Annotated in this window: 15 protein-coding genes, 1 tRNA gene and 1 pseudogene; 10 read left to right on the forward strand and 7 right to left on the reverse strand. The window is 62.1% G+C overall.

What is annotated here, in order from left to right; translation table 11 throughout:
• Nucleotides 1-44: 44 nt before the first annotated feature.
• From prs to STHERM_RS06620, 3 genes and pseudogenes are all read right to left on the reverse strand, one after another.
• Nucleotides 45-1,310 (reverse strand): ribose-phosphate diphosphokinase, encoded by a 1,266-nt coding sequence (gene prs, locus STHERM_RS06610; protein WP_013314114.1) that lies wholly within the window; start codon nt 1,308-1,310, stop codon nt 45-47.
• Between the two features lie 85 nt (nt 1,311-1,395).
• Nucleotides 1,396-2,634 (reverse strand): annotated as a pseudogene (locus STHERM_RS06615) (IS256 family transposase).
• A 129-nt stretch (nt 2,635-2,763) separates the two neighbouring features.
• Nucleotides 2,764-4,119, reverse strand: a complete 1,356-nt coding sequence (locus STHERM_RS06620; RefSeq protein WP_013314116.1) for an MATE family efflux transporter — start codon at nt 4,117-4,119, stop codon at nt 2,764-2,766.
• A 106-nt stretch (nt 4,120-4,225) separates the two neighbouring features.
• Here STHERM_RS06620 and corA point away from each other — a divergent pair, with 106 nt between their 5' ends.
• Nucleotides 4,226-5,278 carry a magnesium/cobalt transporter CorA gene (corA, locus tag STHERM_RS06625; RefSeq protein ID WP_013314117.1) on the forward strand — a complete coding sequence of 351 codons (1,053 nt, stop codon included), beginning with the start codon at nt 4,226-4,228 and terminating at the stop codon, nt 5,276-5,278.
• On the opposite strand, the gene argH is transcribed toward corA, so the two are convergent.
• Nucleotides 5,275-6,627 carry an argininosuccinate lyase gene (gene argH, locus STHERM_RS06630; RefSeq protein WP_013314118.1) on the reverse strand — a complete coding sequence of 451 codons (1,353 nt, stop codon included), beginning with the start codon at nt 6,625-6,627 and terminating at the stop codon, nt 5,275-5,277. The genes corA and argH overlap by 4 nt on opposite strands.
• 70 nt (nt 6,628-6,697) lie before the next feature.
• On the opposite strand from argH, the gene STHERM_RS06635 reads away from it, so the two are divergent.
• Nucleotides 6,698-6,967, forward strand: coding sequence for a hypothetical protein (locus STHERM_RS06635; RefSeq protein ID WP_148223883.1), 270 nt, complete (start codon nt 6,698-6,700; stop codon nt 6,965-6,967).
• A gap of 295 nt (nt 6,968-7,262) precedes the next feature.
• On the opposite strand, the gene clpB is transcribed toward STHERM_RS06635, so the two are convergent.
• Nucleotides 7,263-9,875 (reverse strand): ATP-dependent chaperone ClpB, encoded by a 2,613-nt coding sequence (gene clpB, locus STHERM_RS06640; RefSeq protein WP_013314120.1) that lies wholly within the window; start codon nt 9,873-9,875, stop codon nt 7,263-7,265.
• A gap of 102 nt (nt 9,876-9,977) precedes the next feature.
• Here clpB and STHERM_RS06645 point away from each other — a divergent pair, with 102 nt between their 5' ends.
• Complete coding sequence (locus STHERM_RS06645; protein ID WP_041623379.1) at nt 9,978-10,226, forward strand: DUF3783 domain-containing protein; 249 nt, start codon at nt 9,978-9,980, stop codon at nt 10,224-10,226.
• On the opposite strand, the gene STHERM_RS06650 is transcribed toward STHERM_RS06645, so the two are convergent.
• On the reverse strand, nt 10,165-10,866 hold the full coding sequence (locus STHERM_RS06650) for a type 1 glutamine amidotransferase (protein ID WP_041623382.1): 702 nt from the start codon (nt 10,864-10,866) through the stop codon (nt 10,165-10,167). The two genes, STHERM_RS06645 and STHERM_RS06650, sit on opposite strands and share 62 nt — an antisense overlap.
• A gap of 327 nt (nt 10,867-11,193) precedes the next feature.
• Here STHERM_RS06650 and STHERM_RS06655 point away from each other — a divergent pair, with 327 nt between their 5' ends.
• The 4 genes from STHERM_RS06655 (at nt 11,194) to STHERM_RS06670 (ending at nt 13,649) form a co-directional block, all read left to right on the forward strand.
• Nucleotides 11,194-11,496 (forward strand): nucleotidyltransferase family protein, encoded by a 303-nt coding sequence (locus STHERM_RS06655; protein ID WP_013314122.1) that lies wholly within the window; start codon nt 11,194-11,196, stop codon nt 11,494-11,496.
• A gap of 21 nt (nt 11,497-11,517) precedes the next feature.
• Nucleotides 11,518-11,838 (forward strand): DUF86 domain-containing protein, encoded by a 321-nt coding sequence (locus STHERM_RS06660; protein ID WP_041623384.1) that lies wholly within the window; start codon nt 11,518-11,520, stop codon nt 11,836-11,838.
• A gap of 150 nt (nt 11,839-11,988) precedes the next feature.
• Nucleotides 11,989-13,056, forward strand: a complete 1,068-nt coding sequence (gene hisC / locus STHERM_RS06665; RefSeq protein ID WP_013314124.1) for a histidinol-phosphate transaminase — start codon at nt 11,989-11,991, stop codon at nt 13,054-13,056.
• A gap of 2 nt (nt 13,057-13,058) precedes the next feature.
• Nucleotides 13,059-13,649 carry a PrsW family glutamic-type intramembrane protease gene (locus STHERM_RS06670; protein WP_041623386.1) on the forward strand — a complete coding sequence of 197 codons (591 nt, stop codon included), beginning with the start codon at nt 13,059-13,061 and terminating at the stop codon, nt 13,647-13,649.
• A 60-nt stretch (nt 13,650-13,709) separates the two neighbouring features.
• On the opposite strand, the gene STHERM_RS06675 is transcribed toward STHERM_RS06670, so the two are convergent.
• Entirely contained in the window at nt 13,710-14,591 is an 882-nt protein-coding gene (locus STHERM_RS06675; protein ID WP_013314125.1) for an energy-coupling factor ABC transporter permease, read from the reverse strand.
• A gap of 214 nt (nt 14,592-14,805) precedes the next feature.
• Between STHERM_RS06675 and STHERM_RS06680 the strand changes: the two genes are divergently transcribed.
• The 3 genes from STHERM_RS06680 to STHERM_RS06690 all read left to right on the forward strand — a co-directional run bounded on the left by STHERM_RS06680 (nt 14,806) and on the right by STHERM_RS06690 (nt 16,919).
• A complete protein-coding gene (locus STHERM_RS06680) occupies nt 14,806-16,044 on the forward strand; it encodes an IS256 family transposase (protein WP_013314126.1) in 1,239 nt (412 codons plus the stop codon).
• Nucleotides 16,045-16,111: 67 nt separating this feature from the next.
• Nucleotides 16,112-16,184: transfer RNA gene (locus tag STHERM_RS06685), tRNA-Met, on the forward strand.
• A gap of 126 nt (nt 16,185-16,310) precedes the next feature.
• Entirely contained in the window at nt 16,311-16,919 is a 609-nt protein-coding gene (locus tag STHERM_RS06690; protein WP_013314127.1) for a LemA family protein, read from the forward strand.
• Nucleotides 16,920-16,928: the final 9 nt, after the last annotated feature.

Raw genomic sequence — 16,928 nt, forward strand, 5'->3', positions numbered from 1 at the left:
CCACCTTGAGGGACGAGGTCCCGAGATCAACCGAGAGGACCGCCCTAGGCTTCCTCACCCTCCTCCCTCGCTTTCTTGCGCTCCTGCTTCTTGAGGAGCCACTGGATGATACTGCTGTTATCCAGGAGCGGACTCAGACTCTGACGGTGGTGGAGACGCGAAATCGTACGGGCGAAGAGATTGGACACGTTTGCAGAGATGTACCACTCCCTCGAGAGCAGATCATCCTCGTGATACACGGCATTGGTACCGATCACCCGGTGGAAGAGCCCCTCGCGATACGCCTGCTCGAAGTGCTCCACCGCATCCCCCGTGAAAAGGGGAAGACTCACCGCACAGATGATCCGCTCCGCCCCCTCCTCCTTGAGGAGCCGCATGGCCTTGATGAGCGTACCACCCGTACCCAACATATCGTCGGCCATGAACACCGTCTTGCCCTGCACATTACCCAGGAGCTTGAGGGAGGAGATGTTGCTGTTGGAGGCATCGGTCGAGACCTTCGAATAGTCCCGCTCCTTGTAGATCACCGCGAGCGGCTTCTTGAGCGACCCCGCATAGAACTTGTTCCTGCTCACCGAGCCCGTGTCCGGCGCCACCACCACCAGATCCTCGTGCTGAAGATCCACCAGGTCCGAGAGCTTGAGCAGGATCTGATACGAGGCATGCAGGTTCTCCAACCGCAAGGTGTTGAAACTGTTCTGGATCTCTGTGGAATGGATGTCGAGCGTGATGATCCTGCTCACACCCAGGAATTCGAAGATCTGTCCCACCCGGGCGGCGGTGAGCCCCTCCCTCCCCTTCTTCTTGTGCTGTCTCGCATACGGATACGAAGGGAGCACCAGGCTCACGCTCTTAGGACTCGACTGCAACACCGCATCGATCGTCACCAGGAGCATGATGAAGTTGTCGTTCACCGAGAGGGTGTACTCTTTACCGTCGGAGAAACGCTGGGGATACCGGTTCTCCACATCCTGGACGATGTAGACTTCCTTGTCCCTCACCGAGGAGAGGAGCTCGGTCTTGAGTTCCCCGTTCGCGAAACGCACGAACGCGGCAGGTATATGGAACTGGGGGGGAACATAGACCTCGGTGTTCTTCCCGTTGACCGAGGGGTGGACCAGATCCGAGAAAAGGGATATCTCGCGTATCGCATCCTCCCGGGAGATACCGTACTTCTCCGAAAGTCGTGCTACCCGCTTCTCGAAACGACGCCTGTAGATCTGCCTCAGGTGGGCCACGATCTCACGGGCGAACGCCTCACCACCCGGACACGCCACAATTCCCAGCGAGGAGGGATCATGTACTGTCATACGCCCTTACTGCTCCGATCGTCGTGAGGTGGGATGCTACACATTACCACACCGCGGAAAGCAGGGTCAAGGGAAAGGGGCACTGTCAAGGAGGAGTGTTGAAATTGAGCTGGAGCTGATAAGGGGTGCGTCTCCCACACTGCGTGTGTATCTGCATGCCCACCACGTAGAGGCCTACCGCCTCATCCGCATGGGCACGGCTCATATACCCAGGATACCGTCGAAGAAATGTCCTCATGTGCCGAAAGAGGTTCTCCACAAGGGCGTTCGTCCTCACCTTCTCCTTCCACTCATAGGGTAACTCCAGATAGGAGAAGAGCCGCTCCTTCCGCCACAGGAGTGCGGCACTCATCCGCGGCGCACGGGCTCCCCACTCCTTCCAGAACCCCTCAAGGGCCTTCTCCGCCTCCTCCTTCTCTCGTGCCGCCAAAAGCTTCCGGTAGGCATCCCGAAATGCCCGCCGCATCTCCTGTACGTGCCTCTTCTCCTTACCTCTCAGTTCATTGAGGAGCGTCCGCTCAAGGGTCCGCTCAAGGTGCCAGAGGCATACCTGCTTCTTCGCCTCAGGATACACCGTCTCCACGGCCTGCCAGATCCCCTCAGCCTCATCGGCCACCACCAGCTCCACCTCATGAAGCCCCCGCTCATAGAGCCTGGTAAGCAGTCGCTCGTAGCTCGCTCGGTCCTCCCGCTCCGCAACGACCCAGTCGAGGAGCTCATGAGATCCGTCCTCCTTCACCCCCACGGCACTCAAGACCACCAGCCCCCTCCTCCCTTTTCCCCTCAGCTTTCCCCACACCCCATCCAGCACGAGCGCCTTCACCCCTGTAAGCGGCCGCCTCCGCCACCGCTCCTTCTCCTCACGAAGACGTCTGATGAGCCGCAGGAGTGTCTGCGGGTGGGCCTCGCCTATCCCTCACTCCCGTAACAGGATGGCATATCTCCGCGCGCTCATCCCTCCCACATACCCAAGGAGGAGCTGCTCGGTGAGGGCCACGAGCCTCTGCTCATAGGCGACCAACTTCACCTCCTTCCCCCCGCCGGTGCGGATCCGGGGCACGCGTACCTCCTCGATCGGCCCCCATGGGGTCTGCACACTCTTCCACTTCCTGTAGCCGTACCGGTAGTACGGTGGCTTCTCAGCCTCCCCTCGTGCATATCGCGGTCGCCCTACTGCCTCCTCTCTCAGTGCCTCAAGGAGGTGCTCCAGGTACGTCTTGTAGGTGTGGCGTACCTCCTCCCGGAGTTGGGCCTCCACTTGCTTCATGAGGCCAGAGAGGGTATACTGTGTCTCAGTCAGTGCGCGTGTCTTGCCGCGCTTCATGGGGTATCTCCTCCTTGAAATAAAGGATTAGTGTGGTGGGAGATACCCCTTATCTTTTTTTCCCGCGTTTTTCAACACTCGATGTTACAGGCCCGGGAAAGGCCCTCGCCCCCGGACGACGCCTCAAGTTCATGCCGTCTCCCGCCTGGTCTCCACGAAGCTGCGGCCCTCCCAGCGCCTGGAGACCCAGCGTCCTATCATCACGAACCCCCGGAGCCACTCATCGAGCAACTTTCCCAGCCAGATACCCCCCATCCCCCACGAGAGGACTATCCCGAAGAACCATGCCCCGGTGACCGAGATCCCCCACATCATGAGGACTCCCACGATCACCGGGAACAGGGCATCACCGGCCCCCTTGAGGGCAGAGATCACCACCAGATTGATGGGCCTCCCGAACTCGAGGATCACCGCCCACAGGAGGAGCTCCGAGGTGATCCGCACGATCTCCTCGTCAGCGGTGAGGAGATGGATGACAGGCATCCGGAAGAGGGCGATCGTCCCCATCGCCAAGAGGCTGCTCACCATCGCCGCCGCCGTGGTGCGCAACACCTCCCGGAAGGCCCTGTCGTTCTCGCCCGCACCCACCCGGTGCCCCACCAGGATCTGCGAGGCGCGGCCCAGCGAGAGCGACACGATGAAGCTGAACCGGGAGATGTTCACAGTGTAGGTATAGCTCGCGATGGCCGCCGTCCCCATGGGAGTGATGAGGTAGAGGAGGGCCATCTGCGCGAGGTTGTAGGAGAGGTTCTCCCCTGCCGACGGCCCCCCTATCCGGAGGATGTTCCTCACGTGTCGCCAGTTCGCAGAGAAACCCCGAAGGAAGTCGAGATACGGCCGCCTGAGGACGACGATGAACAACGCCACCATACCGGCCGCCTGGGAGATCACGGTGGAAAGCGCAACCCCCTTCACCCCCAACACGGGGAAGCCCCCCGGGCCGAAGAGGACCAGATAGTTCCCTGCCACGTTGAGAAGATTGGCGCCGAACGTCACGTACATGGGGATGCTGCTGTACCCGTAACTCCGCACGAGGCTCGCGAGCAGGAGGCTCATCGCCTGGAACACCGAACAGCTGAAGTAGACGTAGAGGTAGTCCCTCGCGTACCCCCCTACCGTTGCATCCACCCCAAGGGAGGCGATGAGGGGATCCACGATCAGCCTGAGGCCGAGGCTGAGGAGAACCCCCACCACCAGGTTGTAGAACAAGGCGGTGCGGGCGATCTCCGCCGCGGTCCTCTCATCCCCGGCCCCCAGGTGTTGAGAGACGAGGATGCTCGCCCCCGTGGCCCCCATCATGTAGATGAGCATCACGAAGAAGACGAACTGCTGCACCATCCCCACCGCAGCGGCCGCCTCATCGGCATACCGCGCGAGCATGAAGGTGTCCACCGAGGTGAGGGTGGTCCTGAGCGCCGTCTCCACCATGATGGGCCAGGCGAGGCCTGAGAGCGTGAGACGTGGCTTCACCGTCGTGGTTTCCATGGAGCGCCCACCATACCATGAAACCGAAGCCCGCATAAAGGCCTTCCGGCCGGGGAGTATGGCATCTCCTTATGGTATGCGCTACACTTCCTTGAAGGGAGGCCACATGAGACGAAAGACCACACGCAAGCAGCCGGGAAGCCCGCCGGGGACCCTTGTCTACACCGGCCCACCCGTGGAGGAGTTCGAACTCACCGTGATCCAGTACGACGCCCACACCTACCGGGAGTTCTCTCTCGAGCGCGTCGAGGACCTCTCCTCGCGTCTCGATCCCTCCCTTACCACCTGGATCAACCTGGTGGGCCTCCACCACGTAGGGGCCATCGAGGCCCTCGGCTCGATGCTCCACCTCCACCCCCTCACCCTCGAGGACATCCTCAACGTCATCCAACGCCCCAAGCTGGAGGACTACGAGGACTACCTCTTCCTGGTCTTCCACATGCTCACCTACGACCACGCAGCCCGGACGGTCGAATCGGAACAGGTGAGCATGGTGCTGAAGGACCACATCCTCGTCACCTTCCAGGAGCGGAAAGGCGACGTCTTCGAGCCGGTGCGAGACCGCCTCCGGCGCAACAGGGGCATCATCAGGACCCACGGCACCGACTACCTCCTCTACGCCCTCGCCGACGTAATCGTGGACCACTACTTCCTCATCCTCGAACACCTGGAGGAAGAGACCGAACGGCTCGAAACACAGGTGGTGGAGGATCCCTCCCCACAGGTGGTAAGCCCCCTCCACACCGTCAAACGGAACCTCCTGACCCTCCGCAAGTCGGTGTGGCCCCTGCGCGAGGTACTCGCGGCCCTCACCCGCGAGCAGTCCTCCCTCGTCTCACGGGTAGGCCTCTACATGAGGGACGTCTATGACCACACCATACAGGTGATCGACATGGTGGAGACCCTCCGCGACATGGCGAGCGGCCTCCTCGACCTGTACCTCTCGAGCGTGAGCAACCGCATGAACGAGGTCATGAAGGTCCTCACCATCATCGCCACCCTCTTCATGCCCCTCACCTTCATCGCAGGGATCTACGGGATGAACTTCAGGTACATGCCGGAACTCGAATGGAGGTGGGGCTATCCCGCGGTCCTGGCCCTCATGCTCGCGCTCGGGATCGGGATGCTCTTCTACTTCAAAAGGAAGAAGTGGCTCTAGCGCGGCCTCTCAAGGCCCTCCAGCGCCTCCCTGAACCTCCTCCTCGCCTCCTTCACCTTCGCCACCACGGCCTCGAGCCGCTCCTGCGCAGGCTGCAGGTTGAGGTTGCCGGGGCTTCCGGGATACGTCCGCGCCTTGAGCGCCGCCTCCGGATCGCCCTCCGGCAGGTCCTCCAGCCGGGAGGCCACCTCCCTGTAGGCATCCCTGAAGCTCCGGCCCTCGCGCACGAGCCGGTACACCTCGTCCGTGGCGAATATCTCCCGGGAGAACCCCGCCCTCATGCGCTCGGGGAAGAGCCGGAGCCCCTCCACCACACGGCTGCTCATCACCACCGAGTCCACGGTGGTCTCCACCGCCCGCATGAACGGCCCCTTGGTCTCCTGGAAATCCCGGTTGTACCCGGAGGGAAGGCTCCTGATGATCCCCTTGATCTGCACCCCCCAGGCGCCCACCGAGGCCGCCTTGGCCCTGAGGAGCTCGAGGCTGTCGGGATTCTGCTTCTGCGGCATGATGCTCGAGCCGGTGCACAGCTCGGGCGGGAGCTTCATGTAGCCGAACTCGGGGAGCGAGAAGAGGATCACGTCCTGCGCCAGCTTGCTCAAGGTGAGCATCACCTGCTCGCAGGCGTCCACCACCATGGCCTCGCACGTGCCCCGCGAGTTGTTCGCATACAGGACATTGTTCTGCACCCGGGAGAACCCGAGGAGCCGGGTGGTGTAGGCCCTGTCGAGGGGGAGCGGCACCCCATAGCTCGCCGCCGCGCCGAGCGGGTTCTGATCGACCACCTCGTGCACGCTCACAAGAAGGGAGAGCACGTCCACGAGCTCCTCGGCGAACGAGGCAAACCACAGCCCGCACGAGGAGGGCATGGCGATCTGCATGTGGGTCCTCCCCGGCATGGGGATGTGCGCCGTCTCCTCAGCTCGCCGGAAGAGGAGGCGGACGAGTCCCTCGAGGACCTCCGCGAGGAGGTAGATCCTGTCCTTCATGTAGAGGCGGAGGGCCACGAGCACCTGATCGTTCCGCGACCTTCCGGTGTGCACCTTCTTCCCCACCTCGCCAAGCCGGGCCACGAGCCAGTTCTCTATCGCCGTGTGGCCGTCTTCGTCCTCAGGCCTGATCTCGAACCGCCCCTCCCTCACGAGGGAGAGCAGCTCCCTGAGGGCCTCCTCCAGGGCCCTCCCCTCCTCGCCGGAGAGGATCCCCACGTGCGCGAGCATCCTCACGTGGGCGATGCTCGCAAGACAGTCGAAGGGCAGGAGGCTCCTGTCGAGCAGGTAGTCCTCACCCACCGTGTAGCGCTCGATCACCTTGTCCGTCTCGTAGCCCTTGTCCCAGAGCTTCCCCATGGGTCCTCCTCGTCCCGGAATCGGGGCCATTATAGGGAGGCCGAAAGGAGGGTGCAAGATGGAGGGAGGTATGAGGGGGCCATCCGATCGAGTTGCCGCAAAGGCCCGGGAACTCGGCGTCGACCTGCGGCCGAACACCCGGGTGGTCGAAGAGGATACCGCCACCCGTGTAGTGACCGACGAGCACGGCGAACGGTATGCATATCGGGACCTCGTCTGGGCCGCGGACCTCAAGACCCTCTACCGCATCGCCCGTACCGACGGATTGCCGGAACGTCTCCGGAAGCGCATTGCCGCACGTACGGCTGAAGTACTCCCCACACGAGGTGCCGGGATATAGCCGGCGAGTGGAGCTTATTCAACAAAACCCTTGTTTCGTTTAATATTGTTGTGGGTTATTCAGCGATCGTTAAATACCGCGGAGGGAGCGCGTGAAACGAGGTTTGACGGGACACTACCAAACCACTACCGTGGGCGGCGAATCCGTTCGCGCGTTCATTCCTCATCCACTCCCACCCGAACCACCACTCGAGATGACACCATCGCGGCGTACGATCCTGGAACAGACGCCCTCGCGCTGGAACAGTTGAATGAGGGAGGGCGTCCGCCCTCCCTCACGGCGAGATTTGAGGTGTCTATGAAGAGGCTACTGCCTCTCCTACTTTCCGTGTGAAGACGAGCTGGCCGTGCTCGGCGGTCACGTACACGGTATCACCCTCTTTATACTTGCCTGCAATGAGCTCTTTTGCAAGGGGGTTGTAGATGAGGCGCTGTACGGTGCGCTTGAGCGGCCGTGCGCCGAACTCGGGGCTGAAGCCTTCCCTCACCAGGATATCCTTGGCCTTTTGATCCACCTCTATGGAGAGGTGCTGCTCCGAAAGCCGCTCGTTGAGGCGCTCTATTTCGAGGTCGAGGATCTTGTAGATGTGCTCCTGCGTGAGCCTGTGGAAGACGATCATCTCGTCGATCCGGTTGAGGAACTCGGGCTTGAAGCTCGCCCGCAGGAGGCTGTTGACCTGCGGTTTGACCTTCTCCAGGTCGTCGGCCTCAAGGATGAGGTCGCTCCCTATGTTACTGGTCATGATGACGATGGTGTTCTTGAAGTCGACCACGTGGCCCTGGCTGTCGGTGAGCCTTCCGTCGTCGAAGATCTGGAGCATGATGTTGAACACGTCGGGATGGGCCTTCTCCACCTCGTCGAAGAGCACCACGGAGTACGGCCGCCTCCGCACGGCCTCGGTGAGCTGTCCACCTTCCTCGTACCCCACGTAACCGGGAGGTGCCCCGATGAGCCTGGAGACCGCATGCCGCTCCATGTACTCGCTCATGTCGATGCGCACCATGGCCCGCTCGTCGTTGAAGAGGTAGTCGGCCAGGGTACGGGCGAGCTCCGTCTTCCCCACCCCGGTGGGACCGAGGAACAGGAAGACACCCATGGGCCGTCTCGGGTCGGAGAGGCCGCTCCTGTTCCTCCTTATGGCGTCGGCCACGGCCCTGATGGCCTCCTCCTGGCCGATCACCCGCCTGCCGAGCACCTCCTCGAGGTGGAGGAGCTTCTCCTTCTCCGAGGCCATCATCTTGGTCACCGGGATCCCGGTCCAGCTCGAGACCACGCGGGCGATGTCCTCCTCGGTCACTTCTTCCCTCAGGAGCGAACTCTCCTCGCCCTTAAGCCGCTCGAGCGCCCTGGTCTTCTCCTCGAGCTCACGTCGCTTCTGGGGAAGGAGGCCGTACTTTATCTCGGCGGCCTTGTCGAGGTTGCCCTGACGCTCGTACTGGGTCTCCCGAATGGTGAGATCCTCGATCTCGGCGTTGAGCTTCCGGATCTCGTCGATGATCTTCTTCTCGTTCTGCCACTTGAGGTAGAGCTTGTCGCGCTCTTCCTTGAGCTGGGAAAGCTGCTGTTCGATCTTCTTGAGCCGCTCCTGAGAGGCGGGGTCCTTCTCCTTGGAGAGGGCCTGCCGTTCTATGGTGAGCTGGAGGATCTTCCTGTCGAGCTGGTCGATCTCGGTGGGCATGCTCTCGATCTCCATCTTAAGCCGGCTGGCCGCCTCGTCGATGAGGTCGATGGCCTTGTCCGGGAGGAAGCGCGAGGTGATGTACCTGTCCGAGAGCACCGCCGCGGCCACGATGGCCTCGTCGGTGATGCGCACCCCGTGGTGTACCTCGTAGCGCTCCTTGAGCCCGCGGAGGATGGAGATGGTGTCCTCCACCGAGGGTTCTGCCACGGAGATGGGCTGGAATCGGCGCTCGAAGGCCGCGTCCTTCTCGATATGCTTGCGGTACTCGTCCACCGTGGTGGCACCGATGGTGCGCAGTTCACCGCGGGAGAGCGGGGGCTTGAGGAGGTTCGCGGCGTCGGTGGCACCCTCGGCCGCACCCGCACCGATGAGGGTGTGCAGCTCATCGATGAAGAGGATGATCTTTCCCTCAGAGGCAATCACCTCGTTGATCACGGCCTTGAGTCGTTCCTCGAACTCGCCGCGGTACTTGGCCCCTGCCACGAGTGCCCCGAGGTCGAGCGCCAGGATCCGCTTGTCCTTGAGGGAATCGGGCACGTCGCCTGCCACGATCCTTCGGGCCAGGCCCTCCACGATGGCCGTCTTACCCACGCCCGGGGGACCTATGAGCACCGGGTTGTTTTTGGTGCGCCTGAGGAGGACCTGGATCATCCGGCGTATCTCCTCGTCCCGGCCTATCACCGGGTCGAGCTTTTCCTGGCGGGCGAGGGCGGTGAGGTCGCGACAGTACTTCTCGAGGGCCTGATAGGTGCTCTCGGGGTCCTGGCTCGTCACCCGCCTCCCCTGGCGGATCCCCTGGATCGCGTGCGAGATCCCTTCGTACGTGAGCCCGTTGCGCTGGAACACCCGCGCCACCTCACCCGGCTCCTGGGCGAGGGCGAGGAGGATGTGTTCCACGCTCACGTACTCGTCCTGCATGCGCTTGGCCTCCACCTCGGCCTTGCTGAGGACCCGTGCCGCCTGGTTGGAGAGGCTCACCCCCGAGGTGGAAGCACCCTCTGCGTAGACCTTCGGCTTTTTCTCAAGAAGGGCCACGAGCTCGTGCTCGATCTGGGCGCGAGAGGCACCCAGCCGTTCCACGAGGGGCTTGATGATCCCATCCTCCTGCTGGACGATCGCAAGGGCGATGTGCTCCGGTTCGAGGAGGGTGTGATCGTACTGGTGCATGAGCTTGGCGGCGTTCTGGAGGGCCTCCTGGGCCTTCACCGTGAAACGTTCGAGATCCATATCGTTCTCCTTTTGGATCACATTTTGTACTGGCGTGTCGTTCCGGGTCTGTGTATAATAACCTACTCAAGGGGCTCAAGATCGTCAAACAAAGGAGTTACGATGGAACAGCGAGAACGGCTCGTCCTGCTCCACGGGTTTACCCATCAGGAGATCCAGAGACTCCTGCCTGCGATAAAGCAGGTGGTGGAGGATCCGCACAGCATCGCCTTTGCCATGACCACCCCCACCAACCTCGAGTGGACGGTGGCGGAGCTCATAAGAGAAGTCACCGAAGAACACAAGATGCTCACTGCCCGTAAGGAACCAGGCGGGCGAGAAGGTGAAAGAGGATCCTCCGCGTCTGAGTGAGGTAGCGGGAGAAGCCCTCACGGATGGTCTGCGGGTCCTGGACTGACGGGCCTCCGTCTGCGCACTCGTCGGCGCAGGCGGTAAGGAGGGCCTCGCCGGTCTCGGGGGTGCCTTCGAGGTGGAACTGGAGACCAAGGATGCGGTCCTCGTAGAGGAAGCCCTGGACCTCGGTGTGATGGTTGTAGAAGAGGTGGAGCGCGCCGGGCGGGAGGGTCACCTCCTCACCGTGCCAGTGAAAGGCCATGAGCGAGGGTGGAACCCCCTCCATCCACGGGTGTCCCGACGCCTCGGGTGTCACGTACACCGGGAACCAGCCGATCTCCCTCCCCCTGGCCTTCCGCACCTCGCCTCCCAGGACCTCTGCGAGGAGCTGGGCGCCCAGACACACACCGAGCAGCCGTATGCCCTCCTCGATCGACCGCCTGATGAAGGCCTTCTCCTCCCTCAACCAGGGGTACCGCTCCTCATCGTGCACGCTCATGGGCCCTCCCATGAGCACCACCACATCGGGAATCTCGTCGGGGAGGCGCTCCCCGGAGGAGAGGCAGACCGAGGCACAGCGTGCGCCCCGTTCACGGAGATACTCCTCGATCAAAAACGGCCGTTCAAAGGGGACGTGCTGGACGAAGAGGACCTGCATGAGACCTCCTTTGTGATACACGTTGGATTGAGTATACCAACTTCTTACGGGAGCTTCCATAGTTGAAGCAGTCATAGTTGAAGCAGTCTGCTCTATGGGGCATCTGAAACCAATTCAGGCCTCTTTGCCTGCTGAGCGATTACATGACGAGAGCGGTCCCTGTGGTTTTCTCTTGCGAGAATCAGCCATTACCAGTAAATTAAAGGTAGTGCTGTGAATGCGGAATTTCCTTGGGGGGCAAATGCAACTTTCCCTTGGTGAAGAAACAATGAAACGGCTCCTCAAGAGCTGGGTGATCCAATGTGAGAAAACACAGGGGAGCATCTCATGAACAGGATCCTCGATAGGAAGAGCATCCTCCACATGCTCGCCGCGCACCAGGAGGAGCTGAAAAAACTGGGGGTTACGTACTTGGCGCTATTCGGCTCTGTAGCGCGGAATGAAGCCATAGAGGGAAGTGATGTCGACTTCTTGGTGGAGTTCGAGGGACCAGCCTCTTTCGACACATACATGGAGCTCAAATTCTTCCTTGAGGACCTTCTGGGAACCCGGATAGATCTCGTCACCCGAAAGGCACTCAAACCACGCCTACGGCCCTACGTGGAGAAGGAGGCGATTCGTGTCACGTGACCCCCTCCTTTTTTTGAGGACCTGAGAGAAAGCTGCAGTCGAATCATCCGGTACGTCCGGGGGCTTTCCTTTGAGGCATTCCGCTCTGATGAGAAGACGGTGGATGCCGTGCTCCGCAATCTTGCCGTTATCGGAGAAGCCGTAAAACATCTCCCTCATGATCTCAAAGATCGCTATCCTCAGATGGACTGGCGTAAGATTGCTGGTTTAAGAGACATCATTGTCCATGAGTATTTCGGAATAGATGAAGATATCCTGTGGGATGTGGTGAAGAACAAGATCCCGAAACTTCTGGAATCTGTGGAGCAGATTCTCAGCGAACTCACCTCTCATGAGGGATAGCCTTCATCTCGGCCCTCGTGGACCCTCGTGAGGAGGACCTTTTTCTACCTGAGCACATCCCAACCACCAGGGTAGCTCCGATTGACCAGACTTCTCACTCAGCCTACTATGACTCTACCATACGGAAGAAAACGGAAGAAAGGAGTGTCCATGCGAGTCCGGCAGGTGGTACAGAGCCTCCCTACCTACACCGCCGGGGCCTCACGACCCGGTGCGATCAAGCTCTCCTCTAACGAGAATCCGCTCGGCCCCTCACCGCTCGCCCTAAAGGCGCTGAAGGAGGCGTCGGAGACCATCCACCTTTACCCCGACAAGGCATGCACCTCGCTCAAGGAGAAGCTCGCCGAGGTGCATGGGCTTACCCCCAAGTGGTTCGTGATAGGCAACGGATCGGACGAGGTGATGCTCTTCATCGCAGGGGCCTTCGTGGAACGGGGCATCTCGGTGGTCACCTCGGAGCACACCTTCTCCGAATACACCTTTGCCACACGGGTCTTCGAGGGAGAGGTGCGCTACGCCCCTATGAGGGAGGGGCGGTTCGCCCTCTCCGAACTCGCCGCCGGGATCGATTCATCCACCCGGGTGGTCTTCATCTGCAACCCCAACAACCCCACGGGCACCTACGTCTCCCATGAGGAGCTCGTCTCATTTCTCGAGACAGTCCCCGAGGAGGTGCTCGTGGTGGTGGATGAGGCCTACCGTGAGTACGTGGAGGCCCGCGACTTTCCCCGAACACTCGAGCTCGTAAAGAGACACCCCAACCTCATGGTCCTCCGCACCTTCTCCAAGATCTACGGCCTCGCAGGGCTCAGGGTGGGGTACGGCATAGCCCGGCCTGAGGTGATCCGGTACGTCGAACGGCTCAAGCCCCCCTTCAACGTGAACCTCCTCGGCCAGGTTGCAGCCCGTGCAGCCCTGGACGACACGGCCTTCGTGGAGCGGTCGCGGGCCCTCACGAGAGAGGGCAAGGCCTTCCTCTACCGGGAGCTCTCTCGGCTGGGGCTCTTCGCCTATCCCTCCGAGGCGAACTTCGTGTGCTTTCGCCTTGGAGGAAGCTCGCAGGAGGCCTTCGAGGCCCTCATGGAACGAGGCGTCATCATCCGGCCGCTCGACAGCTTCGGGCTTCCGGGATGGATGCGCGTCACCGTGGGAACGCCCGATCAGAACGAGGCCTTCATCGAAGCCCTCTCCTCCTATCTCGCATCAAGGGGCAGATAGCCGTGGAACCGGTGCTGTGGGGCCTCATCTGGCTCGGCGCCCTCCTCCTCTGCAGCCTCCCCGCCCTCCTCTCCCGCCTCCCCCTCCCCCACCTCCTCGCCCTCACCGTAGCCGGCATGGCAGCCGGCGCCCTCACCCTCTCCGCCACCTCCCTCCTCTCCCCCCTCACCTCCCCTTCCCTCGCCACCCTCCTCATCCCCCTCCTCGAAGAAGCGGTAAAGGCGGGCACCCTCACCCTCCTCCTCACCCGCCTCCCCCTCACCGCCCCCCGCCCCGCCGTCCTCCTCGTCCCCGCAGGCTTCGCCTCCTTCGAGACCGTGCTCTACGCCTTCCCTTCCCTCCCCTCCCTCCTCGCACGCACCCTCCTCTCCCTCCCCCTCCACCTCGCCTCCACCACCCTCTGGGCCCGCCCCTTCCTCGCCGCCCCTCCACCCCGCACCCTCCCGGCCCACCGCGGTCTCCTCCTCGCCTGGGCCCTCCACCTCTCCTACAACCTCCTCTCACGCAGCCGCCCTCTCCTCGGCCTCGCCATCCTTCCCCTCGCCCTCCTCATCATCACTTCCTTCCTCCTCCCCTCCCCCTCACGCCGCTGATCCACGAAAAAAGAGGCCGCAGACACCTGCGGCCTCCCATCCCAGCCATACCGGCCTCGCTCACCCCGTCCGACGCGCCCCCAAAAGACGCCCCACACCCCACGCAAGCCCGAACGAGAGCCCCACACCCACAAGCCCTGCGAGCACCGTTGAGACGAACGGATGCGCCACCCCCGGCACCGCATACTCGGCGAGCAGGGCAGCAAACGAGGGAGCCGCCTCCTTGATGCGGGCGTAGCGATCGAGCACCCACTCGAGCCCGTCGGGAAGCGGGCTCGCAAACGGGGCGAGCAGTACCAGCCCCACCAGGAGCCCGAACGCCGGCACGAGCCATCGGGTGGCCCGTCCCTCGGCCCCCATGCGGGAGAGGACCGGCACGAGCACCGCCGTCCCCACACCCTCGACGAGGGCGATGAGGGCGTGCACCCCCACCATGGCAGGCACCGCCTCACCCATCGGGAAGACCCCCATGAAGCCCAGCTCGAGCCCGCAGGCCAGCGCCGCGAGCACCACAGAGACCCAGCCCGCGAGCGCCCAGAGGAGCGGGGACCGACCCCTCATCCGCACCACCACGAGGGCCGGCAGCGCGGCAACGAAGGCCATGTTGATCACATTCCACCCGAGCGATGCGAGCCCCCCGTCGGCGAACACCAGGGCCTGGAGCGAGAGCACGAGCACCATGGAGAGCACACCGAACGGAAGCCCGAGCACCCCCACCGCGAGCACCGTACCGACCACGTGCCCCGAGGTACCGTGCTGGACCGGCACGTTGAGCATCTGCAGGGCGAAGATGAGCGCCGTCACGCTCGCGAAGAGCAGGCCGTCGGGCTTCCGCTCACTTCGGGCAGCCCACCAGGCCACCCCCACGGTGAGGAGACCTGCGACCCCTCCCCCTGCTCCAGCCGATCGTGCCTGCAAGACCACGTGTGAAGGAATATGCATACACCCCTCCTCGTTCTGGATCTGATCCACGTACGTCGTACACGGAGTAGTATAGAGACTCTGCTATATGACTACAAGCCCACCCCTCCCTCCCGACGGGTGCCCCCACACCGAATCCCGGGGCCTGTAACATCGAGTGTTGAAAAACGCGGGGAAAAAAGATAAGGGGTATCTCCCACCACAAACACCTATTAGATTAAGGAGGAGATACCCCATGAAGCGCGGCAAGACACGCGCACTGACTGAGACACAGTATACCCTCTCTGGCCTCATGAAGCAAGTAGAGGCCCAGCTCCGGGAGGAGGTACGCCACACCTACAAGACGTACCTGGAGCACCTCCTTGAGGCACTGAGAGAGGAGGCAGTAGGGCGACCGCGATATGCACGAGGGGAGGCTGAGAAGCCACCGTACTACCGGTACGGCTACAGGAAGTGGAAGAGTGTGCAGACCCCATGGGGGCCGATCGAGGAGGTACGCGTGCCCCGGATCCGCACCGGCGGGGGGAAGGAGGTGAAGTTGGTCGCCTATGAGCAGAGGCTCGTGGCCCTCACCGAGCAGCTCCTCCTTGGGTATGTGGGAGGGATGAGCGCGCGGAGATATGCCATCCTGTTACGGGAGTTAGGGATAGGCGAGGCCCACCCTCAGACGATCTTACGGATCATAAAGCGTCTTCGTGAGGAGAAGGAGCGGTGGCGGAGGCGGCCGCTTAGTGGGGTGAAGGCGCTCGTGCTGGATGGGGTGTGGGGAAAGCTGAGGGGAAAAGGGAGGAGGGGGCTGGTGGTCTTGAGTGCCGTGGGGGTGAAGGAGGACGGGTCTCATGAGCTCCTCGACTGGGTCGTTGCGGAGCGGGAGGAGCGAGCGAGCTACGAGCGACTGCTTACCAGGCTCTATGAGCGGGGGCTTCATGAGGTGGAGCTGGTGGTGGCCGATGAGGCTGAGGGGATCTGGCAGGCCGTGGAGACGGTGTATCCTGAGGCGAAGAAGCAGGTATGCCTCTGGCACCTTGAGCGGACCCTTGAGCGGACGCTCCTCAATGAACTGAGAGGTAAGGAGAAGAGGCACGTACAGGAGATGCGGCGGGCATTTCGGGATGCCTACCGGAAGCTTTTGGCGGCACGAGAGAAGGAGGAGGCGGAGAAGGCCCTTGAGGGGTTCTGGAAGGAGTGGGGAGCCCGTGCGCCGCGGATGAGTGCCGCACTCCTGTGGCGGAAGGAGCGGCTCTTCTCCTATCTGGAGTTACCCTATGAGTGGAAGGAGAAGGTGAGGACGAACGCCCTTGTGGAGAACCTCTTTCGGCACATGAGGACATTTCTTCGACGGTATCCTGGGTATATGAGCCGTGCCCATGCGGATGAGGCGGTAGGCCTCTACGTGGTGGGCATGCAGATACACACGCAGTGTGGGAGACGCACCCCTTATCAGCTCCAGCTCAATTTCAACACTCCTCCTTGACAGTGCCGAATCCCGGAAGGGGTTGACGCACTCTTCGGCTTTCTGTATATTTCTCTACACACAACACCGCAGGGTAGAGCAGTTGGCAGCTCGTCGGGCTCATAACCCGAAGGTCGGAGGTTCGAGTCCTCCCCCTGCTAGACGCCGGTGCATGCGCACCGGCGTTTTTCGTGGTTTCTTCCTCACCCCCGTTCCCTCACGATTGACCAAATCCTCCCTCTTCAGTATCGTACACACAGCCCACACCTTCGAAAGGCAGGTGGATCATGCGATCAGGTACCCGTACCCTTCTCATCGCACTCGGCATCGTCGTCGTCATTATCCTCTCCCTCTATGGATGCGTGGTGGGCACCTACAACAACCTCGTCCAGCTCGAAGAAGAGGTGAAGGCCCAGTGGGCCCAGGTGGAGAACGTATACCAGAGACGGGCCGACCTCATCCCCAACCTGGTGGCCACGGTGAAGGGATACGCGTCACACGAGCGCGAAACCCTCGAAGCAGTGGTACAGGCCCGCAGCAAGGTGGGATCCCTCACCCTCGACCCCTCGACGATCGAAGACCCGCAGAAGTTCGAGGCCTTCCAACAGGCCCAAGCTGAACTCGGCAACACCCTCTCCCGCCTCCTCGTGGTGGTGGAACGGTATCCTGAGCTCAAGGCGAACGAGAACTTCCTCGCCCTCCAGGCCCAGCTCGAAGGAACCGAGAACCGCATCGCCGTGGAACGACGCCGATACAACGAGGTGGCACAGCGATTCAACACCGCCATCCGACGTTTCCCCGCGGTCATCATCGCCAACATGTTCGGCTTCAAGGAAAAGGCCTATTTCGAGGCCCAGGAGGGAGCCGAGAAAGCCCCCGTGGTCGACTTCGAATGATCCGTCGGG

It is taken from the genome of Spirochaeta thermophila DSM 6192, from assembly GCF_000147075.1.
GTDB lineage: Bacteria > Spirochaetota > Spirochaetia > Winmispirales > Winmispiraceae > Winmispira > Winmispira thermophila_A.

Coding starts and splice junctions, on each gene's coding strand:
- prs (WP_013314114.1), bottom strand. CDS start 1,310: ATGACAGTACATGATCCCTCCTCGCTGGGAATTGTGGCGTGTCCGGGT.
- STHERM_RS06620 (WP_013314116.1), bottom strand. CDS start 4,119: ATGGAAACCACGACGGTGAAGCCACGTCTCACGCTCTCAGGCCTCGCC.
- corA (WP_013314117.1), top strand. CDS start 4,226: ATGAGACGAAAGACCACACGCAAGCAGCCGGGAAGCCCGCCGGGGACC.
- argH (WP_013314118.1), bottom strand. CDS start 6,627: ATGGGGAAGCTCTGGGACAAGGGCTACGAGACGGACAAGGTGATCGAG.
- STHERM_RS06635 (WP_148223883.1), top strand. CDS start 6,698: ATGAGGGGGCCATCCGATCGAGTTGCCGCAAAGGCCCGGGAACTCGGC.
- clpB (WP_013314120.1), bottom strand. CDS start 9,875: ATGGATCTCGAACGTTTCACGGTGAAGGCCCAGGAGGCCCTCCAGAAC.
- STHERM_RS06645 (WP_041623379.1), top strand. CDS start 9,978: ATGGAACAGCGAGAACGGCTCGTCCTGCTCCACGGGTTTACCCATCAG.
- STHERM_RS06650 (WP_041623382.1), bottom strand. CDS start 10,866: ATGCAGGTCCTCTTCGTCCAGCACGTCCCCTTTGAACGGCCGTTTTTG.
- STHERM_RS06655 (WP_013314122.1), top strand. CDS start 11,194: ATGAACAGGATCCTCGATAGGAAGAGCATCCTCCACATGCTCGCCGCG.
- hisC (WP_013314124.1), top strand. CDS start 11,989: ATGCGAGTCCGGCAGGTGGTACAGAGCCTCCCTACCTACACCGCCGGG.
- STHERM_RS06675 (WP_013314125.1), bottom strand. CDS start 14,591: ATGCATATTCCTTCACACGTGGTCTTGCAGGCACGATCGGCTGGAGCA.
- STHERM_RS06680 (WP_013314126.1), top strand. CDS start 14,806: ATGAAGCGCGGCAAGACACGCGCACTGACTGAGACACAGTATACCCTC.
- STHERM_RS06690 (WP_013314127.1), top strand. CDS start 16,311: ATGCGATCAGGTACCCGTACCCTTCTCATCGCACTCGGCATCGTCGTC.